Genomic DNA, 20,669 nt, shown 5'->3' with positions numbered 1-20,669 from the left:
CGAAGCGCTTTCAAATAATTGCAAAAAATATAGCTGCATCGTTAACCAAATGTCTGTTGACGAAGAATTGGCTCGGTACCGCTTCTAACTAAAAATATCATTATAAGCAGGAGACTTCAAACATTTTGACCCTTGAATTTCCTGTCTTTGTAAACGCAAACACAATTATATGAAAAACAATTTCACAATGCAAGGATTTTGTTGTAAAATATTTACATTGATGAAAATAAGACACTTACACAACATGAAAGGTGATCATTATGAGCTCGCCAGTTCAATTATTAAAACAGTCATTTTATGAGTTAAGCAGAACCAACAAGAAAATTGCCAAGTACGTGATGGAAAACCCTCAAGCAGCATCTGAAGCAAACATTGAAGATTTAGCAGCCGTCACCGAAACTTCGACAGCTTCAGTGTCTCGATTAGTGAAGACATTGGGTTATGGTAATTTTCGTGAGTTCACGTTAGCTTTGGCATATACGCAGTTACGGCCGCAGAATTTGCCGATCTTTAAAGATATTGATGCAAATGATTCTTTGGGGACAATTGCTGACAAGATTTTCAACAGCAGTCAACGGGCAATTCAAGATACCCGCGCCGGCATTGATGAAGACGAATTTGCTCGCGCAGTATTAAGAATTATTCACTGCCGTCGTCTGGGGCTATTCGGCCTTGGCGGTTCGTCAGTCGCTGCGTTGGATGGTTACCACAAATTTCTCCGAACCTCGATTGAGTGTTTCTATTATCCTGACTTTGACGTACAGTTGATGCAAGCTGTAAAATTAGGTGAGGAAGATTGCGCAATCGTCGTTTCACATTCAGGGAAGAACCGACAAACCCTGAAGGTGGCAGAAACGTTAAAGAAGCGGAAGGTACCGGTAATTGGAATTACCAGTTATCCGGATTCACCACTTGCCGCTCACAGTGACATTACATTTATTTCATCCAGTGATGAATCAAATTACCGTTCAGAAGGAATGTATTCGCTTCTTGCCCAGTTGGCCATTGTGGACACGTTATTTATGATGGCAACGGTTCGAATGGGACCGGCAACTGAAGATACGATTCGCAACGTTCAAAATATTATTGAGAGCACTCGCAGCTAATTTGTTAGCTGTCGGGTAACTGAGATGACTTTTATATGAAGCGAAGAGACATTCAACCAATATATGCTGAAACTTACCAGCGCCGAAAGCGCACTCGAAGGGTAGGTCTCGGCATTTTTTTGGTGATCCTGGTGATTATCTCAGGATTTCTGTTAATTCGTTGGCATGAAAATGAACAGCTTAAAAAGTACCCAATCCGTGGGGTCACAATCAACCAAAATAACGGGTACATTGATTTCGAAAGTTTGAAGAACAAAGGGATCAGCTTTGTCTATCTGAAAGCCACTCAGGGAGCAGCATACACGGACGACAGCTTTACGAGTAATTTCCAACGCAGCCAGGGTTCCCAGCTGCCAATCGGTGTTTACCATTATTTCAGTTTTACAAGTTCACCGACTGCGCAGTTCAAAAACTTTGTCCGTCAGGTTAAATACAATACCGGGAGTCTGCCAATCTGTATCCAAATTCAATATTATGGGAGCTTTAATCAATCGTCGATTCACTGGAAAAAAGCGAGCAAAGAAGTTCGCTACCTTTCAGCGTTATTGCGAAACTACTATAAACGGCCGGTGGTGATTTCTGCTACCAAGCAAATTATCAAGAGCCTTAAGTTGACGGCCAACTCGAAGACGCAATTCTGGCTGACAAACGGTCGGATCGGTAAACCAAATGCCGACGCGACCTTTATTCAAGCGGACAGCAAGAAAGACTTCAGGTTGGACAGACAGCTGGTCTTTTTGCCAATGTCTGTTTTCAACGGTAATCGCTCAGAGTGGCATCGATATGTTGACTAGGGATTTGAGCAAACAAAAAAGGCCTAACGAATGTCAGGTCTCGTTAATCAGCAATCTTTGAGTCGTTTGCTGAATGCAAATCATAGGTGTAATTTTCGGATTCGTCATAGAATTTGATTGGTTGAGATTCGTTTCCACGAATTTCCAATTTGTAACCAAATTTATCAATGTATGATAACTCATATCTGGTTAACAATGAAACCTTGGCTGACATATCTTTGCCATCGATTAATAATTTCAAATCCGGACCAATTTCCAACCGATGGATTCGGTTACGGTGATCCTTAAATTGCCAGGTACCTACGAAAAACAGTGGATCTGCAGGATCTGGCTGATTCTTAGGTGCTTTTTTCGTATGAAAAAGACTAATTAAAAAGGACACCATAAAAATCAATAAACTTCATTTGCGCAAAAAATCATCCCCCTAAGCATATTAGACACTAAGTATACTTGATAAATATAACAGAGAGTGTCTGATTTCGTTTTCATTGGGTTAAAAGCTTGTTACAATTTAATTAAAGAAGGGTGGTTATCACATTGATTAAGTTAGGTATAATTGGAACTAACTGGATTACCCAGCAATTTATTGACGCAATCAAATTGTCACAGAAGTTTGAGTTAACGACTGTTTATTCCCGACATGAAGAGACAGCCAAAGCTTTTGCGGATAAAAACAGTGCTAAAGAAACCTTTACGGATTTAGATTCATTTTTCACTCAGGGTGATTTTGACACGGTTTATATTGCATCGCCAAACAGTTTGCATTTCGAGCAGGCACAAAAAGCCATTCAAAATGGTAAAAATGTGATTGTTGAAAAGCCGGCATTTAGCACGCAAAAGCAAATGGCCACAATTCAAGAGCTGCTGATTCACAATCCCAACGTTTTGTATTTTGAAGCTGCCAGAAATATTCACACGGAAAACTTCCACTCGATTGAAGAGAAGTTGGGTGATTTTAAGACAGTTCAGGGCGCCGAGTTTACATACTCGAAATATTCTTCCCGGTATGATCTGGTTCTTAAAGGCCAGGAGCCAAATGTCTTTTCACTGAAGTATGCCGGAGGTGCCCTGCAGGATTTGGGTGTGTACACGGTTTACGATGCTGTTGCCCTATTTGGGATGCCTGAAGAAACTGCTTATTTCCCACAGCTGATTAGAACCGGTGTTGACGGAAAGGGTACAGCAATTTTACGTTATCCGGAGTATAATGTGACTTTAAACTTCTCCAAGATCACCAATTCGCATATGACCTCAGAAATATATGGTCTGAAGGATTTAATTGAGATTGATGATGCTGGTGAGCTTAACACGGTCATTTATATCGATGATGACAATAATAAACAGGTGATTGGCAACACTATCGACGAAAATCCCATGCTTCCAGAAGTAGAAGATTTTGCCAGAGTGATTAACGATCCCAAGATTCCACAAAATAAGAAGGATTATGACTATTGGCGTCAACTGAGTGTTTATGTCAATAAAGTGATTTATAACCTTCGACAAGACGCCCATATTTCATTTGTGGGTGAACACAAGTAAATCAATAGAAAATGGAGACCCATTGTGATAGAAGAATTTAAAGAACATGCAGCCAAGTTAGGCTACAAAAAACCGACAGCCATCCAAAAAGCTGTTTATCAGCCGTTAAAGGATGGTAAAAGTGTCTTGGGATTAGCCCCAACCGGATCCGGCAAGACGGTTGCGTTTGCGCTCCCGTTACTTGAAAATATTCAGCCTGAAGATGGTTTGGCATTATTAGTCATCGAACCATCTGCCGAGTTGGCCATGCAGACGCAAAAAGTGCTGTTGGAATGGGGAAAGCTGATTGGCTTGTCCGTTCAAGGCATCATCGGTGGTGCCAATATCAACCGGCAAGAGGACAAGCTTAAAGAGCATCCCAACGTGATTGTCGGGACGACCGGTCGAATTATGAATTTGATCGATCTGGGTAAATTAAAATTGGATTCGCTTAAAGCCATTGTCATTGATGAAGCTGACAATTTGTTGAGTGAGGATACGCTGGCTTCAATCAGGTCACTGGTTGATTTGGCTCCGGATGATGTTTCCCTCGGATTCTTTTCAGCGACTAAAAATGACCTTCTGGAACACATCAATCGCTGGTTTATTCAAGACATTCAAACGTACGATGTTTCCGACATTGACGATACCAGAGGGGAAGTAAAGCACACCCTTTTGGAAGTTTCCAATCGTAAAAAAGAGCAGATGCTGTTGAGATTTCTTCACATGAAGGATTTCAAAGCACTGGTGTTCTTTGATCAACTGGATACACTCCAAAAGGTCGCCGGCTTTTTGATGCATCGACACATTAAAGAAGCCGCCACTTTAACCAGTGAGCAGCGCCAAACTTCCCGTCAAAAGGCGTTACGAGATTTTCGGGATGGTAAGATTCGGCTGTTACTGACAACCGACGTTGCCGCTCGGGGAATGGACATCGAAAAGTTACCGGTCGTCGTCAACTTTGACTTACCGTCTGATCCGAAAACCTATATTCATCGGGTCGGCAGAACCGGCCGCATGCATCAAGATGGGATGGTCATCAACATGGGTGACGATCATGACCTGAGAGATATCAAGAAGTTGGTTAAACCATACGGATATCAGTTGAAAAATATCTTTTTTGACGGTAATCAACTGTCTGACACGCGACCAACAACGCCGGTTAATTTGGATGAAGAAGAAAAAGCGTCTGAATCCAAGTCCAACGGTGCGGTAGAAAAGAAGTTTGATGCCAAGAAGAAGCCTGCGAAAAGACCTGCTGCTCCAAAGCCAAAGGGTAAAAAGAAACATAAGCATTCCAAGCGTAAGGGGATGCACTACAAGCGAACCAAAGGATAATTTCTCTTTACAGCATTGTGGATAAATGAGAAAATTGTAGTGCAGGTGTTTTTGGCCCCATAGCACAACTGGATAGGGCACCCGCCTCCTAAGCGGTTGATCCCGGTTCGAGTCCGGGTGGGGTCATTATCAAGAATGTGGGGATTCATAAGTAAAAAAAGCAGAACCAGAAGTCATCGTTGAGATGATCATTCTGGTTCTGCTTTTATATTAAGCACAATTAGTTTCGTTTTTCAGCACGGGCCATTAAATCAGCTTTGATTTGTGGCTCCATTTTTTCATATTTTCGGTAAAAGATCATGATGCATGCGACGATTCCGTAAATAATGACCGGCAACCAGATAAAACAAAAACTGATGGCTGACGATGCTTGATGAGTTTGTGTCTTATTGGCAACAAATCCTGCAACATTCAATATTTTGGAAGGAATAAAGCTACCGAAGCCTGATCCAAGTTGAATACAAAAGGCACTTCCAACGGCCGTGAGGAATCCTGAAGCTCGAATGCCGCTTTTCCATTCGCCAAAATCAACGGTATCAGCGAGCATTGCGAATGGCATGGCCATTGCCAATGCGGATCCAAGAACCCCAACTGACCAAGCGATAATGACGAGAATGAAGTTGCCGCCAACAAATGCCATCATTGCCTGCCCAATAGCACCAATTGCCAAGCCGATCAGCATGGTAGCCGTTTTGTTGGTAATCTTGACGATGAAGGGAACGGAAATACTGGAGATGATTCCGAGAACCTGCAGGCCATTGAACACGGCTGCTAGTTCCGCGTTTCCCAGATTGTATTTGGCATAATAAGTTGAAAAACTGTTTCGGTCCGCCTGGGCAATCCAGAAGGTGGCAAAGGAAATGACCAGTAAATACCAGGGAGCATTTCCAACGGTGGCCTTCAGACTTAGCTTAAAGGGGAGTGACTTTTGACTGACCGGCACTCTTTCGCGCATATTTTTGAAGGCCGTGATCAATAGACAAATTGCTGCCACGCCGAATATGGCAATGACAATCATGAAGCCTTGTTTATCATTTCCGTGGCCAAAGAAGGCGACCAGGGGCAATGTGAAGGTACTAGTGATAAATGATCCGATCAAACTTCCAACCATCCGGTAAGAATTGGCGCCAATTCGTTCGGTGGGGTTGAGGGTCAAATTTGGCAGGATGGCTGAAATGGTGGTCTGAATACCGGTATAGATAACCCCGGCAGCTAAGACATATGTAATCCCGGCGTACAAAAGTTTGACGACACCGTGCAGATTAGGCGCGGTGAAGGCCAAAAATGTACTCAGCGCAAATGGAATTGCCAGCCATAAGAAGTACGGCCGACTTTGACCCCATTTTGTATGGGTATGGTCAACGATCGATCCCCAAAAGATTGCACTGATCGCGTCAACAATACAGGCAATCAAAATGATCATTCCGGCAGCCGATACTGGAATATCAAAAACATCCGTATAAAAGTAAAGGATGTAGCTAGACATGCTGACGTACAGCAGATTTCCGGCCATATCGGTAAACGAATAACTGATCTTTTCCAGAGTTGGCAGTTTTGCATTAGCTTGTGCCTGATTCTCTTTTAAATCCATCAATAGTCCTCCATTTCGGTTGTTTTTCACGAGTGATTAACGGCATTTCCAAATATATTTATTATATGCTGATATGAGCATGGTTCAAGGGGGTTATTAATGGGAGATAAAATAGTAAGTGCTATAAGGGCTGATATTACGGCAATTCAAGCAAGCATAAAAAGATTCATCGGGCTTCCTGTTAACTGTATTTTTATTAAAATGTTAGTCATATTTATAATATTACACAAGTAAATGCTAATGCTTGTGAAATCGCTTTCACATGCCTATAATGATGATGGTTCAAAAACTTTAGGAGGTTGACAATTTATGCGCAGAATTAAATTTCGTTGGTTAATGTTACTTGGATTGTTTGCTGTTCTGGGCTTGATCGTTACCGGCTGTGGTCAAAAGAAATCGGCTGATAAAGGGCCACTCACTGTTGCAACATCCGGTACGTTGTATCCCACATCGTTCCATGATCAAAAGACCAATAAGTTGACTGGCTTTGACGTCGAAGTTGTCCGTGCTGTTGCCAAGAAGTTGGGGAGAAAAGTTGTTTTTAAAGAAATGAATGTTGATGGCCAGGAAACTGCTGTTAAGACCGGTAAAGCAGACATGGCCGCAAATGATTTTGCTGTTTCACCACAGCGAGCCAAAGAGTTTGCGGTATCGACACCTTACAAACATTCATTTAATAGCATTGTTGTTCGAAAAAAGGGTGATTCGGGAATTCATTCCTGGGCTGATATTAAAGGTAAAAAAGCAGCCGGGGAAGCCGGAACCGGTTACCAGCGTTTAGCAAAACAACTGGGCGCAAAAACCGTTAACTACAACAACGTTTCAAATGATATTTATTTGAAAGATGTTGAAAGCGGTAAGACCGATCTGATCATGAACGATTATTATCTGCAAAAATTAGCTTTAGCTGCCGTTCCAAACAATACTTTGAAGATCCTGCCAAATATGTACTTTAGAACCAATGAGGATGGTAAAGGTGTTGGCATTTTGATGAAGAAGGGTGACACCAAGCTTCAAAAACAGGTTGATAATGCCCTTAAAACACTTAAGAAAAACGGTACTTTAAAGAAACTTTCAGAGAAGTATTATCATGCAGATGTAACTAAACAGCCACATGTTCATATTTCCAAGACCTTTACGATTAAGTAAGGTGGGCGTGGATATTGGATATAATTAAGTATTTGTCGATTCCAAATTTCTTTAATGCACCACTGGCATTTCGTTCCATTCCGAGAATCTTGGCTGGCTTTCCAATGTCAATTGCATTAACGGCGATTAGTTTTGTTTTGTCGCTGATATTAGGCCTGTTTTTGACATTGGCCCAGCTAAGCCATCACAAGATGCTGCATTATCCGGCACGGGCGTTTATTTCGTTTATGCGGGGAGTTCCGATGCTGGTATTACTCTTTATCATTTACTTTGGTTTTCGGGCTGATGCTCTTCCTGCGGCGGTGATTGCTTTTACGATCAACTGTAGTGCCTTTGTCTCGGAGGTTTACCGGTCATCGTTTAGCGCGGTGGACCACGGTCAATGGGAAGCAGCGTATTCGCTTGGCCTGCCATACCGGAAGGTGATCTCGAAAATCGTTTTTCCACAGGCTTTCCAGATTGCCATTCCCGCGCTTGGCAATATCTTGTTGGATTTATTCAAGGGGACTTCGTTGGCGGCAATGATTACCGTCAGTGAAATGTTCATGGATGCCCAGATTGTTGCCGGGGCAAACCAGGATTACATGACAATTTATATTACGATCGCCGTCATTTATTGTTTCTTCTGCTGGTTGATGACCGTTGGGCAAACGCAACTGGAACGGGCATTAGCAAACTAGCGCATATCAAAAAAGGACCGGTAAAAATCAAAACGATTTTACCGGTCCTTTTATATTGGTTTGATTACATTAAATATTCTGCGATGACTACTAGAACGGCAACCATGACAACTGCGATTGCCAATAATTTAAATCCATCAGCTTTGGTGTAATAGCCTTTTGGAAATTCTTGGCGCTTTTCTCTGAGGGTTTGTCTGTTTAATTTTGACAATTTGTTCACCATCCTTACTTGGCTTGCTTTTTATGATTGAAAACTAATAATTTTGACCAGAAATAGTTAATGGCGATCACAACTAAATTTTCGAGAATTTTTACTAATATTTGATTTTGGTGCATTAGTGTAATTCCAATCCACAGCATAACAAATTCAAGTAGCAAAGTTGCAATTCTTCCACCAAAGAAAGAAACCATTTCGATAAAATCACTTCTTAACGACTTCGAAGGGGAGTGAAAAACATATGCTTTATTTGTCAGGTAAGAGAACAAGACACTCAGAAACCAGGCAATAGAGGCATTTATAATATAATTCCAACTGGTACATAAATGAAGCGCTGCAAAGACAGCAACATTCACGATTGTCGTTGCAACACCCCAAAATGCATAAGCAATTAGTTCCTGATATTTATCATACAGCTTCTTCATTTGACTAATCATATTAACGTTTCTCCGCAATCACAAATTTTGGACGGTGTTTGGTTTCCAAATAAATTTTTCCAATGTAGGTTCCCAAAATTCCCAAACTGAAGAGTTGGACACCACTTAATAGTAAGATGATTGAAACCATTGAGGCCCAGCCGTTAACCGATCCGCCGAAGAACATTGCCCGGATGACAACGAAAAAAAGGCCGATAATCGATAAAATAAAGGTTAGGATTCCAACAAACGTTGCCATTTTTAATGGGACGTCAGAGAAATCGACGATTGCTTCCATGGAATATTCAAACAACTGGAAGAGTGACCATGAAGTTTCACCGGCTGCCCGGGGAACCCCTTCATACTCCAAGTATTTGGTTTTAAATCCAACCCATGAAAAGAGGCCTTTACTGAAACGATTATATTCAGGCAGTTTCAAAATGGCGTCAACGTATTGTCTGCTCATCAGACGATAATCACGGACATTTTGCTTCATCTGAACCTTTGACATCTTGTTAATGACTTTATAGAAGCTTGCTGAAAGAAAAGCCCGGATTGGATTTTGCTTCCGACTGGTTTGAACACAGCCGACAACGTCATAATCCTGTTTAGGGTCTTCAAGAATATCAACCATTTGGAGCAGTAACTCAGGTGGATCCTGAAGGTCAACATCCATTACCGCAACATAATCACCATGGGCGTTGGAAAGGCCGGCAGCAAACGCCGATTCCTTACCGAAGTTTCTTGAAAATGAAATATAATGGACTTCGTCTGGATGCTGGGAGTTGAGTTTCCTCATGACATCCAATGTCTTATCTGCCGAGCCATCGTTAATGAACAGGTAGTCTGGCTGATAATGTTCTTCATGGGATGCGTTTAATTTATCGAATACTTTTTCTGTCGTGTTATAGAAAAGTTCAACCGTTGGTTCCTCATTATAACAAGGAACAATTAGACTGATCGTTTTCAAAATATTTCCTCCAGTACTTTTGTTTATGACTTTGCTTTTGCAATCTATTATTGGTAAGCTTGAATCCGCTTGGACCCATTCTGCTTAATGAGTAACTGAGAGATTTCCCCCAGTTAGTCTATGTAAAAAAATGAACATCTAACAGATTATACCATATCCTAATTTTTGCAAAGTTAAGTAGGTATTAAGTTTCTCGTCATATTTGATATAATTAATCACATACAAGGGGGATTGAACTATTGAAAACTATTAAAGTGATGACCATTTTTGGGACTCGTCCCGAAGCAATTAAAATGGCACCAATTATTTTACTTATGCAGCAGCATTTGGATGAATTTCAGCCAATTACGGTTGTAACTGCCCAACATCGGGAAATGCTTGACCAGGTCCTGGATGTTTTTCATATCAAGCCTGATTATGATTTAAATATCATGAAAAAGGGCCAAACACTCAGTGATATTACAACTCGGGTGATTAGCGAACTGGATCCAATTATTGAGAAAGCCAACCCGGATATTATTCTGGTTCATGGTGATACGACAACAACATTTGCTGCCAGTATCAGTGCATTTTACCACCAGATTAAAATCGGCCATGTTGAAGCCGGCCTGCGAACTTGGAACAAAATGTCACCATACCCTGAAGAAATGAACCGTCAGTTAACCGATGTCTTGGCAGACTTATATTTTGCCCCAACATCGTTAAGCAGGGATAATCTACTTAAAGAAAACCATCCTGATAAAAACATTTATGTGACTGGCAACACCGCGATTGATGCGTTAAAACAAACCGTTACTGAGAATTATCAGCATTCTGTTTTCGATGAATTAAAAGAAAACTCCAAGATGATTCTGTTGACAATGCATCGTCGTGAAAATCAGGGTGAACCGATGCGACGGACGTTCCAGGCGATTAAGGAAGTTCTTGCCAGCCATCCCGATGTGGAAGTTGTCTACCCGGTTCATCTGAGCCCGGCAGTTCAGAAAGTTGCCCACGAAGTCTTTGATGGTGTTAAAGCCGTTCACTTGATCGAACCGCTGGATGTTTTGGACTTCCACAACATGTCAGCCCGAAGCTTCTTTATCATGACTGATTCCGGTGGTGTTCAAGAAGAAGCACCATCATTGAAAAAGCCGGTATTGGTTTTGCGTGATACGACTGAGCGGCCGGAAGGCATTAAGGCCGGCACTCTTCGACTTGTGGGAACCGACCCCAAAGTTGTCAAACGTGAAATGGAACGTTTATTGGATGATCCCAAAGAATATGAAAAGATGGCAGAAGCCAAGAATCCTTACGGAGATGGCCACGCATCGACCAGAATCCTTAATGCGATTAAGGAACAATTTAATCAATAATTTGAGAAAGACGATCAGTGATGAAGCATTTATACGAATCCACTAAAAATTTTATTCAAATAGTCATCAAACGTTATTCAGCAGGGAACGTTTCTGATTCGGCGGCAGTATTGGCCTTCTATACTTTACTGTCGATTTTTCCAATTTTCTTCATCATTGGAAGTGTCCTGAATTTATTTCATATTCACCTGAGTGAAGTTGAAGTTTATATCAAGCCACTGTTTCCGGAACGAATTTACAGTATGTTGGAACCGATCATTAATTCAACACTTCAAAGTGGTGGTGCCAGTCAGTTGTCAGTTGGTTTAATTGTGACGATCTGGTCTGCCAGCCGAGCAATTGCGGCCTTTCAGCGAAGTATCAACAAGACCTATGAAGTTGCCGAGAATCAAAACGCAATCTCTAATCGGTTAATTTCATTTGTTTGGATGCTGGTTCTAGTCATGGCAGTCGTTGTCTTGATGTTTGTCTTTGCATTCAGTCAGATGTTCTTCGAATGGCTGAATCCAATCTTGAATGTGCCTCATTGGATTTTGAACTTGATCGGCACGGTTAAGTGGCCCGGGACCATTGTCGTTGCCTGGCTGCTGTTAAGCCTGTTGTTTTACATCGTTCCCACTGCCAAAGTGAAGTTTCGGTATGTTTGGTTTGGTGCTTTGATTGCCACGCTGGGACTGATGATTCTGGCACAGGGATTTACTTTCTATTTGAGATTCTTCTCGCGACGAATTGATGCTTATAAGACAATTGGAACGTTTATTGTATTAATGTTCTGGTTGGATTTCTCCGGCATTATCATGTTGTTTGGCGGTGTGATTAACGCAACCATTCAAGAAATTCGTCAGGGAAAAATTCAGGAACAGCAGGATGCCCTTGAAACTGTCTGGAAAAAGGCTTTGAGGAAGCATCGCCGAGAGCAGCGCAAAAAGAAAAAAGCTCGAACAAAATAAAAATTTGCCCGGGCTTTTATCGTATATGAATGATTGACGGAACTATTTGCCTGCTTTGGCAACCAGTTCAGATGTGAAGTGATCCAATTTTTCGATGTCTTTTTCATCTGGTTCCAAATTGATCTTGATGCTCTCGGAACCCTTGGTGGCACCAGTTTTTTCAAAGGCTTCTTCGAATTTGTCGACTGAAGTATTGTAGAATTCTTCGTAGAAGACATCACCGGATCCGGCAACCCCAAAGATTTTTCCCTTAAGGTCAAGTTCACTGAGGTCGTCATAGAAGTCCATTCCTTCTTCGGGAAGGGCGCCTTCGTCGTAAGTGTATGGACAAACCACACAAATGTCGACATTTTCAAATACTGACGGATCGGTTTGAGAAATCTCGGTTTCCTCGACTTGAACATCAGCGTCTTCAAGCGCCTCGGTTACAATATCAGCGATATCTTCGTTGTTTCCTGTAATTGTTGCGTAAACTACGTGAGCAGTAATCATATTTTTCATCCTCTATCTTAAATTGGTTTTAGTATACCAAATTGAAAACTTAAAGTGAATTTCAATAACGCGTGAAGGAAAGGATTTTCATGACTCAAACAATCACTAAAATTGAAGCTCAAAAACGAAAGGGCCGTTTTAACGTTTACGTTGACGGTCAATATGCATTTCCAATTAGTGAAGAGGTATTTATTAAATACCGTGTGTTTAAAGGAATGGAAGTTGACGACAAGCTGATTGACACGCTGAAAAATGCCGACAACATTTCAAAGATACATAGTCGGGCATTGAATTATCTGGCCCATAATCTGCGAACTGAGTATGAGGTGCGCGAGAAGCTGGCAGATATTACCGAGGATGAAGATGCGATTGACAAAGTTATCGATATTTTAGCCGATCAGACTTTGATTGATGATCAAAGGTATGCCGATAGTTATGTTCGCACGGTGGTTAGAGAACGTAAAAACGGCCCCGATTGGATTCGTCGTCACTTAAAGGATAAGCGGGTTGAAGCGAATTATGTTGAAAATTCACTCGACCACTATTATCCGGAGCAGGATGTGCTTGAAATTGGGGTTGAAGTTGCCAAAAAGCAGCTCAAGAAATACAAGCGCGATTCTGCCAAGATGGCTGTGAATAAAACAAAGGAACTTTTGATGCGCCGTGGATTTCCATATGGAGACATTGAAGAAATTATGAACCAAACGGATACTTCGGAAATGGCAGAACAGGATCATGAAGTGATCGATAAGGTCGCTGAAAAGTATTTCCGGCAGTATTCACGGCTTGAACCGTATAAGCGAAATCAAAAAATTAAACAGGCGCTTTATCGGAAAGGTTTCTTAATGGACGATATTACGATTGCCATGGCAAAGCTGGAAAATAAATAATTTCGAAAATATTCCCCACTCTGATATAATGACAATTGGATTGGCAACAATCGAAGCTGTTAGCTGAGTCAGAAAGTGGGTACCATACATGCCACGACTTCAAAAATTACCTGGAGAAGGAGACTTTATTGCGATTCAAAGCTACAAGCACGATGGCAGCTTACATCGAATTTGGCGAGACACCATGGTACTAAAGACAAGCGAAAATTCACTGATAGGTTGTAATAATCATACTTTGGTAACGGAGGATGATGGCAGGCATTGGGTAACCCGTGAACCGGCTCTGGTTTATTTTCATAAACATTACTGGTTTAACGTGGTGGCGATGCTCAGGGATGACGGAATTGCCTATTATTGCAATCTGGCATCACCTTACGTTTTGGATAAGGAAGCTTTAAAATACATTGACTACGATTTGGACGTTAAAGTTTTCCCAGACGGTTCCCGCAAATTACTGGATGCCGATGAATACTTAACATTCAGTAAGCGTTGGAATTACGGCCCGGAGATTGATCACATTTTAAAACGCAATGTGCGCATCTTGGTGGACTGGATTGAAAACGAAAAGGGACCTTTTTCAAAGGAATTTATTGCCATTTGGTACCAACGATATTTGGAACTGTCACGTCACAATTAACAATTAACTTCTCAGGGATGACTGGTGCAATTTATTGCATCGGCCATTTTTTATTTATGCTACAATTGTCCTTATAAACAAATGACGTGATTTATTTAAAAGCAAAGGAGCCTACGAATGCTGGAACGATTAAAAAATTCATCACTTATGTTTTGGTCATTGGAAATTTTGATTGTGGTGGCAATCATTTGGGTCTGCACCAAGATTAACTTTGTCTTTTCCCCAGTTGCCATCTTCTTTTCAACGGTTTTTGTTCCAATCTTAGTGGCCGGAATTTTATTTTATATGCTCAATCCAGTCGTCAATTTGATTACCAAGATCAGGATCGGCAAGCATCGGGTCACAAGAACCTGGGCCACAACGCTGGTGTTCCTGCTGCTCATTGGGCTGATTGCTTTGGCAGCAACGGTGTTTATTCCTAAAATCTTGAATCAGCTGGTTACGCTGGCTAATCAGATTCCGGATGCAGCTAGTCAAGGGCAAAAGCTGGTTGATAAGATTTTTAAAGATTTGAATTCGCAACGTTTGTTAAAACAAATTGACTTTACCTCTTTGACAGATAAGCTCTCCAGCAACGTTAACAAGTATGCTGAAACAATATTTAACGGTGTTACAAATGGACTGGGCGGATTTATCTCAGCGGCTGCCAATGCTGTTATTATTGCGGTGACCGTTCCGGTTGTGCTGTTTTATATGTTAAAGGACGGCTACCGATTGGCACCAACGATTAAAGGCTTTTTGCCGGCCCGTCATCGTGAACAGACAATGGAGCTGCTTGCCAAGATGAGCCGCACCATTTCCAAGTATATTTCCGGTCAAATGATTGAATGTTTGTTTGTTGGAACGTTTACGGCAATTGGCTATGTGATTATTGGTATCCCATATGCATTGTTGTTGGGTGTGATTGCCGGGATCTGCAACATTATTCCTTACTTGGGGCCCTATATTGGAATTGCGCCGGCGCTGTTTGTGTCATTTTCACACGGCGGTGTTTGGGGCGTTATCTACAACGTCATTGTTGTGTTGATTGTCCAACAGATTGATGGAAATCTGGTTTATCCAAACGTCATCGGGAAATCACTTGAAATTCATCCATTGACAATTATTATTATTTTGCTGGCAGCTGGAAATATTGCCGGCTTAATGGGGATGATTTTAGCGGTCCCACTATACGCTGTCGTTAAGGTTGTTGTGATTCACATGTACACCATTTATCAGTTGGAATAAGACAAAAACGTTAATAATCCATAATAAATATTGACGTTGACGGTGATTATGCTACTATTTAAGATGTGTTTGTTTTATTCACATTCTAAGTAATGATTAAGTAGGAGATTCTATGAAAAAAGTAATTACGTATGGAACGTTTGATTTGCTGCACAAGGGCCATGTTCGTTTATTAAAGCGGGCCAAGGCACTTGGTGACCACTTAACAGTTTGCTTGTCATCAGATGAGTTTAATGCTGAAAAGGGTAAAAAGGCATATACGTCATACGAAGATCGAAAATATATTCTTGAAGCAATTAAATATGTTGATGAAGTGATTCCTGAAACCAATTGGGATCAAAAGATTCATGACGTTCAAGATCGAAACATCGATGTTTTTGTCATGGGTGACGATTGGAAGGGCAAGTTCGACTTTTTAAAGGATTATTGTGAAGTTGTCTATCTGCCTAGAACGGAAGGAATTTCAACCACTAAGATCAAGGAAGACCTCGGTCTGACTGATACTGAAGATTGGAAAGCGTAAAAAGCAGCGTGCCAGACCGCATCTAAGTTGGTTTAGTGGGAGTTATCCCGAAATAAGCAGACTTTTAGGTGGTTGTCGCATACTTCAGCTATGTAACATATAAACGCGTGTAGTATATATGAGATTCGAATGAGGCTGAGGACAAGACTACATGTTTTGTCTCAGCCTCGTTTTTATTCAGGAGGAGAATTATGGGACGAGCGATCTTTTTGGCAACGACGATTCAAGGAATTCGCAAAGCAACTTTTAGGCGGCAACTCATATCATTGGTCAATAATGATTTTCAAGTTGTCGTGATGCTTGCAATGACTGATTTTGATGAAATCTGGCAGGCCAAGCGTGAGTTTAACAAAATTGATTTACCGGTTGACACCCCCAGTGTCCGGTTGATTTCACTGGCCGATATATACGCCGATCATGATGGTGTGAGTCTTAAAGCAGATGATTTCGTTGATCCGGATTTATCGAAGCTTCAAGAATACGATTCACATCAGGGCAAAATGCCGGTTTCCCGCTATATCGACAAAGATGGCAACATTGTTGCCGAAACCTTATTTGGCGAAGGTGCGGTTCGTTTACATACACTGTATTTCGATAATAATAGTCGAATTATTCAAATCAATAGTTACGATGATCAGGATCGGTTGTTTGGAATTGGCGAATATGTGAATGATACGTTGGATGAAAGTCTGCTGTTAAATGCCAAAGGACAATTAGTCTATCGCTTTACCAATTACATCAAGAATCAAAAAGTCAGTTACAACGTTACAGCAAATTCAACCATTTCTGCACCGCAGGACCTGACTGAGATTCAAGATACCAATACGAAGTCCAACGATGAGGCGCTCAAAACTTATGAAGGACAGGGGAAGGAAATCTTTACCAAGGCCATTTCCTATAGCGATTATCATCGTTATGACGATATCAATGCCTTTTATCACCAGGTTTTGCTGAATATGAATATCGAGGATGCCCGAACATATATCGATATTGACAACATTGTTGATGCTTCAAAGTATCTTCCAAGCAAACGAATCTTTAATTATTAAGGGGAAATTATAGTGCGAGCGATATTATCAGGAGTACATCAAAAGAAGGGCAAACAGGTTCTGGAATTTGAACTTTTGGACGTGACAGTTCCCTTAGAGACTGCGTACGTTTTGTTTGTCGAAAAAAATAGTTTGGCATCGATTATGAAGCCGATCAGTAAAGTTCTGACTCATAATATTATTCGGGTTAACATAGATGCTCAAGATTTTCATTTTCCATCTGAAGATCAAACAGAATTTGAATGGCAAATTTTTCTCATTAACAACAGTTTGACCAACAAAAACGTCATTCAGGTTGAAAGTGAGTATTTGAGTGATCGTCACCAATTGGAACTTACCAGCTATTACCAATTTAACAGTGACGCCCAAGGAATGGCGCTGTTTAATATTCGGACCCGTCAATCAGACGAAGAGTTCATGATCAATTCAGTCAACTTAACCGATGTTGACCTGGAGATTACCGGATACAACAAAATTAACGGCACGCTGATTAAAAACCAACGAATTATTCTCAAGAATCATTCAACCAATGGCAAATTGGAATATCCAGTCAGCAAAAAGTTGTTTGAAGGGATGTTCACTGTCTCGATTCCGTTAACCGATATTCCACAAAATTCAGTCGGTGAATTATTTATTGAATACGAATTGAACGGCAAAGAGATTAAGCAGCGTTTGATCATCTCCAAGTCATTGGCTGGTCAATCAACCGACATTCGATTGCCGGGAAATCGTGAAATTACTTTGGAGAAACGGTTTGACAACGGCATTCTGGTTAAAGAATTCCCAGGTGCCTCACTGATTCAAAAAGTCGGTGCAGCCGGCGGCAAAGCTTCAACAGTGCTTGATGTTATCAGAATGGTTCAAGACAAGCTTAACCTGGTTCGGATGCGGTTCTTATTCAAGTCGGGTCATTCACCATACGACAATACCACCATTATCTTTGAAAGTTTTGGCGGCCGTCAGGTCAGTGACAGTCCATACGCAATTTATAAAGTTTTCAAGACTTTATATCCAGGGATCAATATGATTTGGTCAATTGACCGCTCACAGAAGAAGTTCTGTAAGGAAAATCAGATTGCCTACGTTGTCCGTCGAACGAACAAATGGGTTCGGGTACTGGAGAAATCTCAGTTTTGGATTAGCAATGCCCGGTTCCCAAGTTGGGTTAAGAAGCCGAACTACGTAACTTATATTCAGACTTGGCACGGAACACCGCTTAAAAATCTTGGATTGGATATTGAAAATGTTTCAATGCCTGGTACCACGACGGCAAAGTATCACAAAAACTTTGTTCGTGAAGCCAACCGTTGGGATGCATTGGTTTCACCCAATGATTATTCCACCCAGATTTTCCGTTCCGCATTTGGATTTAATAACCAAATCCTAAAGATTGGGTATCCTCGGAATGACGAATTAATTAATACTCAACCTCAAGACATCGATGCCATTAAGGAGCAGCTTGGGATTCCTTTGGACAAGAAGGTTGTCATGTATGCGCCAACGTACCGTGATAATCAGTTTGCTGAAAAAGGGAAGTATACCTTTGAGTTGCCATTTGATTTGGACGACTTTAGAAAATCATTTGGTGACGACACGGTATTAATCTTACGGATGCATTATTTGATTTCCAACGCTTTGGACATTTCTGACTACTCAGACTTTGTTTATGACTATTCAAACTATCCAAACATCAGTGATTTGTACTTAGTGTCTGATTTGCTGATTACCGACTATTCGTCAGTCTTCTTTGATTATGCTTACCTGAAGCGGCCAATTCTGTTTTATCCTTACGATTACCATCTGTACAAGGAAGAACTGCGGGGCTTCTACTTAAACTACGAGAAGGATCTCCCAGGTAAAATTGCGAAAAATTCCAAACAGCTTTTGGAAGAAATCAATCACGCCCTGGCTCATCCGGATATGTCCGCCAACCAGAAATTTATGAATTTCTACAATCGTTTCTGTGCAATCAACGATGGCTTGAGTTCATTAAAAGTTGTTAATTATGTCATGCACCAAATTGAAAGTGGCATGTAGTCTTCGTAGGACCAGTCGTGAAAGTGATCTTTCACACTGGCCCTATTTTTTGAATTCGTGGATGGTTCTAGGAGAGTTGGCTGAAACGTGTTAAAATTAATTAGTTATTGACTCGTCTGAAAGGAAGTAAACATGAATACCCAACAATTAGATAAGGAAGACAGCACCCGTCGCACATTTGCGATTATTTCTCACCCTGATGCCGGTAAAACGACCATCACTGAGCAATTGCTCTTGTTCGGAGGCGTTGTCCGTTCAGCCGGAACCGTTAAGGCTCGAAAGACTGGTAACTTTGCCAAATCAGACTGGATGGAAATTGAACAAAAACGTGGAATTTCCGTTACCAGTTCAGTCATGCAGTTTGATTATGGTGGTAAGCGAATTAATATTTTGGATACTCCTGGACATGAGGATTTCTCTGAAGATACTTATCGGACTTTGATGGCCGTTGATTCAGCCGTCATGGTCATTGACTCTGCCAAGGGTATTGAACCTCAGACCAAGAAATTATTCCAAATTTGTAAAATGCGTGGTATTCCGATCTTCACTTTTATGAACAAACTTGATCGTGATGGCCGTGACCCAATGGACTTGGTTGATGAATTGGAAAATGTTTTGGGAATTGAAGCATATCCAATGAACTGGCCAATCGGAATGGGGAAGACCCTGACCGGAATTTTTGACCGTTATAACCATAACGTTGAACTTTATAATCATGATAAAGATAATAAGCCGACTCAAATTGTTGATTTGGATGATCAGAATGATCCAATTGATAATGATAAGCTGGCCGAAGATGAACAATTTCAAGATGCCAAGGATGCCATTGAACTCTTGGATATGGCCGGAAATCAATTTGATGAAGCCAAAATTGCCACAGGTGATATGACACCGGTATTCTTTGGCTCAGCTTTGGTCAACTTCGGAGTCAAGACGTTTTTTGACGCCTATTTGAAGTACGCACCGGCTCCAAGTGCCCACAAGACTGAGGGCGGTGAAGTGATTGAACCCGATGACGATACATTCTCCGGTTTTGTATTCAAAATTCAAGCCAACATGAACCCTAATCACCGGGACAGAATTGCCTTCGTACGGGTCTGCTCAGGCGAGTTTGAGAAGGGGATGGACGTTAACCTCTATCGTACCCAAAAGAAGCTCAGACTGTCTAACGTGACCGAATTCATGGCCAATACCCGTGAGAACGTTCAAACTGCCGTTGCCGGCGATATTATCGGCCTGTACGACACCGGAAACTTCCAGATTGGCGACACCATTTATACGGGTAAGAAGAAAGTTGAATTTGAAAAGCTGCCTCAATTTACCCCAGAGTTGTTTGTCAGAGTTTCTGCAAAGAACGTGATGAAGCAAAAGTCATTCCATAAAGGAATTGACCAACTGGTTCAAGAGGGGGCCGTTCAGCTTTATCAGTCTTACACCACTAACGACTACATTTTGGGAGCCGTTGGCCAACTGCAGTTTGAAGTGTTCCAATTCAGAATGAAGAACGAATATAATTCTGAAGTTAACATGGAACCAATGGGTCATAAAATTGCCCGTTGGATTGATCCTGATCAGCTGGATGAAAAGATGTCATCATCTCGGAACCTGCTGGTTAAGGATCGCGCCGGCAATCCGTTGTTCTTATTTGAAAACGAATTTGCACTGCGTTGGTTCAAAGATAAGTATCCGGATGTTAAATTAACTGCTAAACTATAATTAAACTTTGAAAG

The 20,669-nt window shown here is 41.3% G+C and carries 21 protein-coding genes and 1 tRNA gene; 16 read left to right on the top strand and 6 right to left on the bottom strand.

Going from position 1 to position 20,669, the window contains the following annotated elements; all coding sequences use genetic code 11:
- Positions 1-260: 260 nt before the first annotated feature.
- Together DNL43_RS00710 and DNL43_RS00705 are read left to right on the top strand one after the other, a co-directional pair.
- Positions 261-1,106 (top strand): MurR/RpiR family transcriptional regulator, encoded by an 846-nt coding sequence (locus tag DNL43_RS00710; protein WP_095344807.1) that lies wholly within the window; start codon positions 261-263, stop codon positions 1,104-1,106.
- Positions 1,107-1,141: 35 nt separating this feature from the next.
- Positions 1,142-1,900, top strand: coding sequence for a GH25 family lysozyme (locus DNL43_RS00705; protein WP_056983182.1), 759 nt, complete (start codon positions 1,142-1,144; stop codon positions 1,898-1,900).
- A gap of 43 nt (positions 1,901-1,943) precedes the next feature.
- On the opposite strand, the gene DNL43_RS00700 is transcribed toward DNL43_RS00705, so the two are convergent.
- Positions 1,944-2,285 carry a DUF4828 domain-containing protein gene (locus DNL43_RS00700; protein WP_095344810.1) on the bottom strand — a complete coding sequence of 114 codons (342 nt, stop codon included), beginning with the start codon at positions 2,283-2,285 and terminating at the stop codon, positions 1,944-1,946.
- Between the two features lie 152 nt (positions 2,286-2,437).
- Between DNL43_RS00700 and DNL43_RS00695 the strand changes: the two genes are divergently transcribed.
- The 3 genes from DNL43_RS00695 to DNL43_RS00685 all read left to right on the top strand — a co-directional run bounded on the left by DNL43_RS00695 (position 2,438) and on the right by DNL43_RS00685 (position 4,882).
- A complete protein-coding gene (locus DNL43_RS00695; RefSeq protein WP_054769004.1) occupies positions 2,438-3,439 on the top strand; it encodes a Gfo/Idh/MocA family protein in 1,002 nt (333 codons plus the stop codon).
- Between the two features lie 24 nt (positions 3,440-3,463).
- A complete protein-coding gene (locus DNL43_RS00690) occupies positions 3,464-4,756 on the top strand; it encodes a DEAD/DEAH box helicase (RefSeq protein WP_056983180.1) in 1,293 nt (430 codons plus the stop codon).
- Between the two features lie 53 nt (positions 4,757-4,809).
- A tRNA-Arg gene (locus DNL43_RS00685) sits at positions 4,810-4,882 on the top strand.
- A 94-nt stretch (positions 4,883-4,976) separates the two neighbouring features.
- On the opposite strand, the gene DNL43_RS00680 is transcribed toward DNL43_RS00685, so the two are convergent.
- Entirely contained in the window at positions 4,977-6,347 is a 1,371-nt protein-coding gene (locus DNL43_RS00680; RefSeq protein WP_056983179.1) for an MFS transporter, read from the bottom strand.
- A 309-nt stretch (positions 6,348-6,656) separates the two neighbouring features.
- On the opposite strand from DNL43_RS00680, the gene DNL43_RS00675 reads away from it, so the two are divergent.
- Together DNL43_RS00675 and DNL43_RS00670 are read left to right on the top strand one after the other, a co-directional pair.
- Positions 6,657-7,496, top strand: a complete 840-nt coding sequence (locus tag DNL43_RS00675) for a transporter substrate-binding domain-containing protein (protein ID WP_095344809.1) — start codon at positions 6,657-6,659, stop codon at positions 7,494-7,496.
- 14 nt (positions 7,497-7,510) lie between these two features.
- Positions 7,511-8,176 (top strand): amino acid ABC transporter permease, encoded by a 666-nt coding sequence (locus DNL43_RS00670; RefSeq protein WP_054769448.1) that lies wholly within the window; start codon positions 7,511-7,513, stop codon positions 8,174-8,176.
- Between the two features lie 64 nt (positions 8,177-8,240).
- On the opposite strand, the gene DNL43_RS12035 is transcribed toward DNL43_RS00670, so the two are convergent.
- Genes DNL43_RS12035 through DNL43_RS00660 form a run of 3 tightly spaced genes read right to left on the bottom strand, consistent with a single transcriptional unit; the run spans position 8,241 to position 9,779 of the window.
- Positions 8,241-8,387: a hypothetical protein gene (locus DNL43_RS12035; protein WP_162259780.1), complete on the bottom strand. Its 147-nt coding sequence runs from the start codon at positions 8,385-8,387 to the stop codon at positions 8,241-8,243.
- 14 nt (positions 8,388-8,401) lie between these two features.
- Positions 8,402-8,830, bottom strand: coding sequence for a GtrA family protein (locus DNL43_RS00665; protein WP_054769447.1), 429 nt, complete (start codon positions 8,828-8,830; stop codon positions 8,402-8,404).
- A 1-nt stretch (position 8,831) separates the two neighbouring features.
- On the bottom strand, positions 8,832-9,779 hold the full coding sequence (locus tag DNL43_RS00660) for a glycosyltransferase family 2 protein (protein ID WP_056983177.1): 948 nt from the start codon (positions 9,777-9,779) through the stop codon (positions 8,832-8,834).
- 239 nt (positions 9,780-10,018) lie between these two features.
- Here DNL43_RS00660 and wecB point away from each other — a divergent pair, with 239 nt between their 5' ends.
- Together wecB and DNL43_RS00650 are read left to right on the top strand one after the other, a co-directional pair.
- Positions 10,019-11,134 (top strand): non-hydrolyzing UDP-N-acetylglucosamine 2-epimerase, encoded by a 1,116-nt coding sequence (gene wecB, locus DNL43_RS00655; RefSeq protein ID WP_056983175.1) that lies wholly within the window; start codon positions 10,019-10,021, stop codon positions 11,132-11,134.
- 20 nt (positions 11,135-11,154) lie between these two features.
- The gene (locus tag DNL43_RS00650; protein ID WP_056983174.1) at positions 11,155-12,084 is read left to right on the top strand and encodes a YihY/virulence factor BrkB family protein; all 930 of its coding nucleotides are present in this window, start codon (positions 11,155-11,157) and stop codon (positions 12,082-12,084) included.
- A 42-nt stretch (positions 12,085-12,126) separates the two neighbouring features.
- Here the strand turns inward: DNL43_RS00650 and DNL43_RS00645 are convergent, their stop codons facing one another.
- Complete coding sequence (locus DNL43_RS00645; RefSeq protein ID WP_056983172.1) at positions 12,127-12,576, bottom strand: flavodoxin; 450 nt, start codon at positions 12,574-12,576, stop codon at positions 12,127-12,129.
- A gap of 89 nt (positions 12,577-12,665) precedes the next feature.
- Here DNL43_RS00645 and recX point away from each other — a divergent pair, with 89 nt between their 5' ends.
- From recX to DNL43_RS00610, 7 genes are all read left to right on the top strand, one after another.
- Positions 12,666-13,466, top strand: a complete 801-nt coding sequence (recX, locus tag DNL43_RS00640; protein WP_056983169.1) for a recombination regulator RecX — start codon at positions 12,666-12,668, stop codon at positions 13,464-13,466.
- Positions 13,467-13,554: 88 nt separating this feature from the next.
- Positions 13,555-14,103 (top strand): nucleoside tri-diphosphate phosphatase, encoded by a 549-nt coding sequence (gene ntdP, locus DNL43_RS00635; protein WP_054769445.1) that lies wholly within the window; start codon positions 13,555-13,557, stop codon positions 14,101-14,103.
- Positions 14,104-14,220: 117 nt separating this feature from the next.
- Positions 14,221-15,330: an AI-2E family transporter gene (locus tag DNL43_RS00630; RefSeq protein ID WP_082619766.1), complete on the top strand. Its 1,110-nt coding sequence runs from the start codon at positions 14,221-14,223 to the stop codon at positions 15,328-15,330.
- Between the two features lie 112 nt (positions 15,331-15,442).
- A complete protein-coding gene (gene tagD, locus DNL43_RS00625; RefSeq protein WP_056983168.1) occupies positions 15,443-15,853 on the top strand; it encodes a glycerol-3-phosphate cytidylyltransferase in 411 nt (136 codons plus the stop codon).
- A 191-nt stretch (positions 15,854-16,044) separates the two neighbouring features.
- The gene (locus DNL43_RS00620; protein WP_054769443.1) at positions 16,045-16,902 is read left to right on the top strand and encodes a hypothetical protein; all 858 of its coding nucleotides are present in this window, start codon (positions 16,045-16,047) and stop codon (positions 16,900-16,902) included.
- Between the two features lie 12 nt (positions 16,903-16,914).
- Positions 16,915-18,939, top strand: coding sequence for a CDP-glycerol glycerophosphotransferase family protein (locus DNL43_RS00615; RefSeq protein WP_056983166.1), 2,025 nt, complete (start codon positions 16,915-16,917; stop codon positions 18,937-18,939).
- 132 nt (positions 18,940-19,071) lie between these two features.
- Entirely contained in the window at positions 19,072-20,655 is a 1,584-nt protein-coding gene (locus DNL43_RS00610; RefSeq protein ID WP_056983165.1) for a peptide chain release factor 3, read from the top strand.
- The last annotated feature ends 14 nt before the right edge of the window (positions 20,656-20,669 follow it).

The sequence above is a fragment of the Lentilactobacillus kefiri genome (assembly GCF_009739535.1).
Classification (GTDB): Bacteria; Bacillota; Bacilli; order Lactobacillales; family Lactobacillaceae; genus Lentilactobacillus; species Lentilactobacillus kefiri.
Note: the sequence above shows the minus strand (reverse complement) of the source record. Positions and strands in the feature narration are given on the sequence as shown.

What these genes read in the sequence shown, in the direction of transcription:
- DNL43_RS00710 (WP_095344807.1), top strand. Translation starts at nt 261, where the DNA reads ATGAGCTCGCCAGTTCAATTATTAAAACAGTCATTTTATGAGTTAAGC.
- DNL43_RS00705 (WP_056983182.1), top strand. Translation starts at nt 1,142, where the DNA reads ATGAAGCGAAGAGACATTCAACCAATATATGCTGAAACTTACCAGCGC.
- DNL43_RS00700 (WP_095344810.1), bottom strand. Translation starts at nt 2,285, where the DNA reads ATGGTGTCCTTTTTAATTAGTCTTTTTCATACGAAAAAAGCACCTAAG.
- DNL43_RS00680 (WP_056983179.1), bottom strand. Translation starts at nt 6,347, where the DNA reads ATGGATTTAAAAGAGAATCAGGCACAAGCTAATGCAAAACTGCCAACT.
- DNL43_RS00675 (WP_095344809.1), top strand. Translation starts at nt 6,657, where the DNA reads ATGCGCAGAATTAAATTTCGTTGGTTAATGTTACTTGGATTGTTTGCT.
- DNL43_RS00665 (WP_054769447.1), bottom strand. Translation starts at nt 8,830, where the DNA reads ATGATTAGTCAAATGAAGAAGCTGTATGATAAATATCAGGAACTAATT.
- DNL43_RS00650 (WP_056983174.1), top strand. Translation starts at nt 11,155, where the DNA reads ATGAAGCATTTATACGAATCCACTAAAAATTTTATTCAAATAGTCATC.
- DNL43_RS00645 (WP_056983172.1), bottom strand. Translation starts at nt 12,576, where the DNA reads ATGATTACTGCTCACGTAGTTTACGCAACAATTACAGGAAACAACGAA.
- recX (WP_056983169.1), top strand. Translation starts at nt 12,666, where the DNA reads ATGACTCAAACAATCACTAAAATTGAAGCTCAAAAACGAAAGGGCCGT.
- ntdP (WP_054769445.1), top strand. Translation starts at nt 13,555, where the DNA reads ATGCCACGACTTCAAAAATTACCTGGAGAAGGAGACTTTATTGCGATT.
- DNL43_RS00630 (WP_082619766.1), top strand. Translation starts at nt 14,221, where the DNA reads ATGCTGGAACGATTAAAAAATTCATCACTTATGTTTTGGTCATTGGAA.
- tagD (WP_056983168.1), top strand. Translation starts at nt 15,443, where the DNA reads ATGAAAAAAGTAATTACGTATGGAACGTTTGATTTGCTGCACAAGGGC.
- DNL43_RS00620 (WP_054769443.1), top strand. Translation starts at nt 16,045, where the DNA reads ATGGGACGAGCGATCTTTTTGGCAACGACGATTCAAGGAATTCGCAAA.
- DNL43_RS00610 (WP_056983165.1), top strand. Translation starts at nt 19,072, where the DNA reads ATGAATACCCAACAATTAGATAAGGAAGACAGCACCCGTCGCACATTT.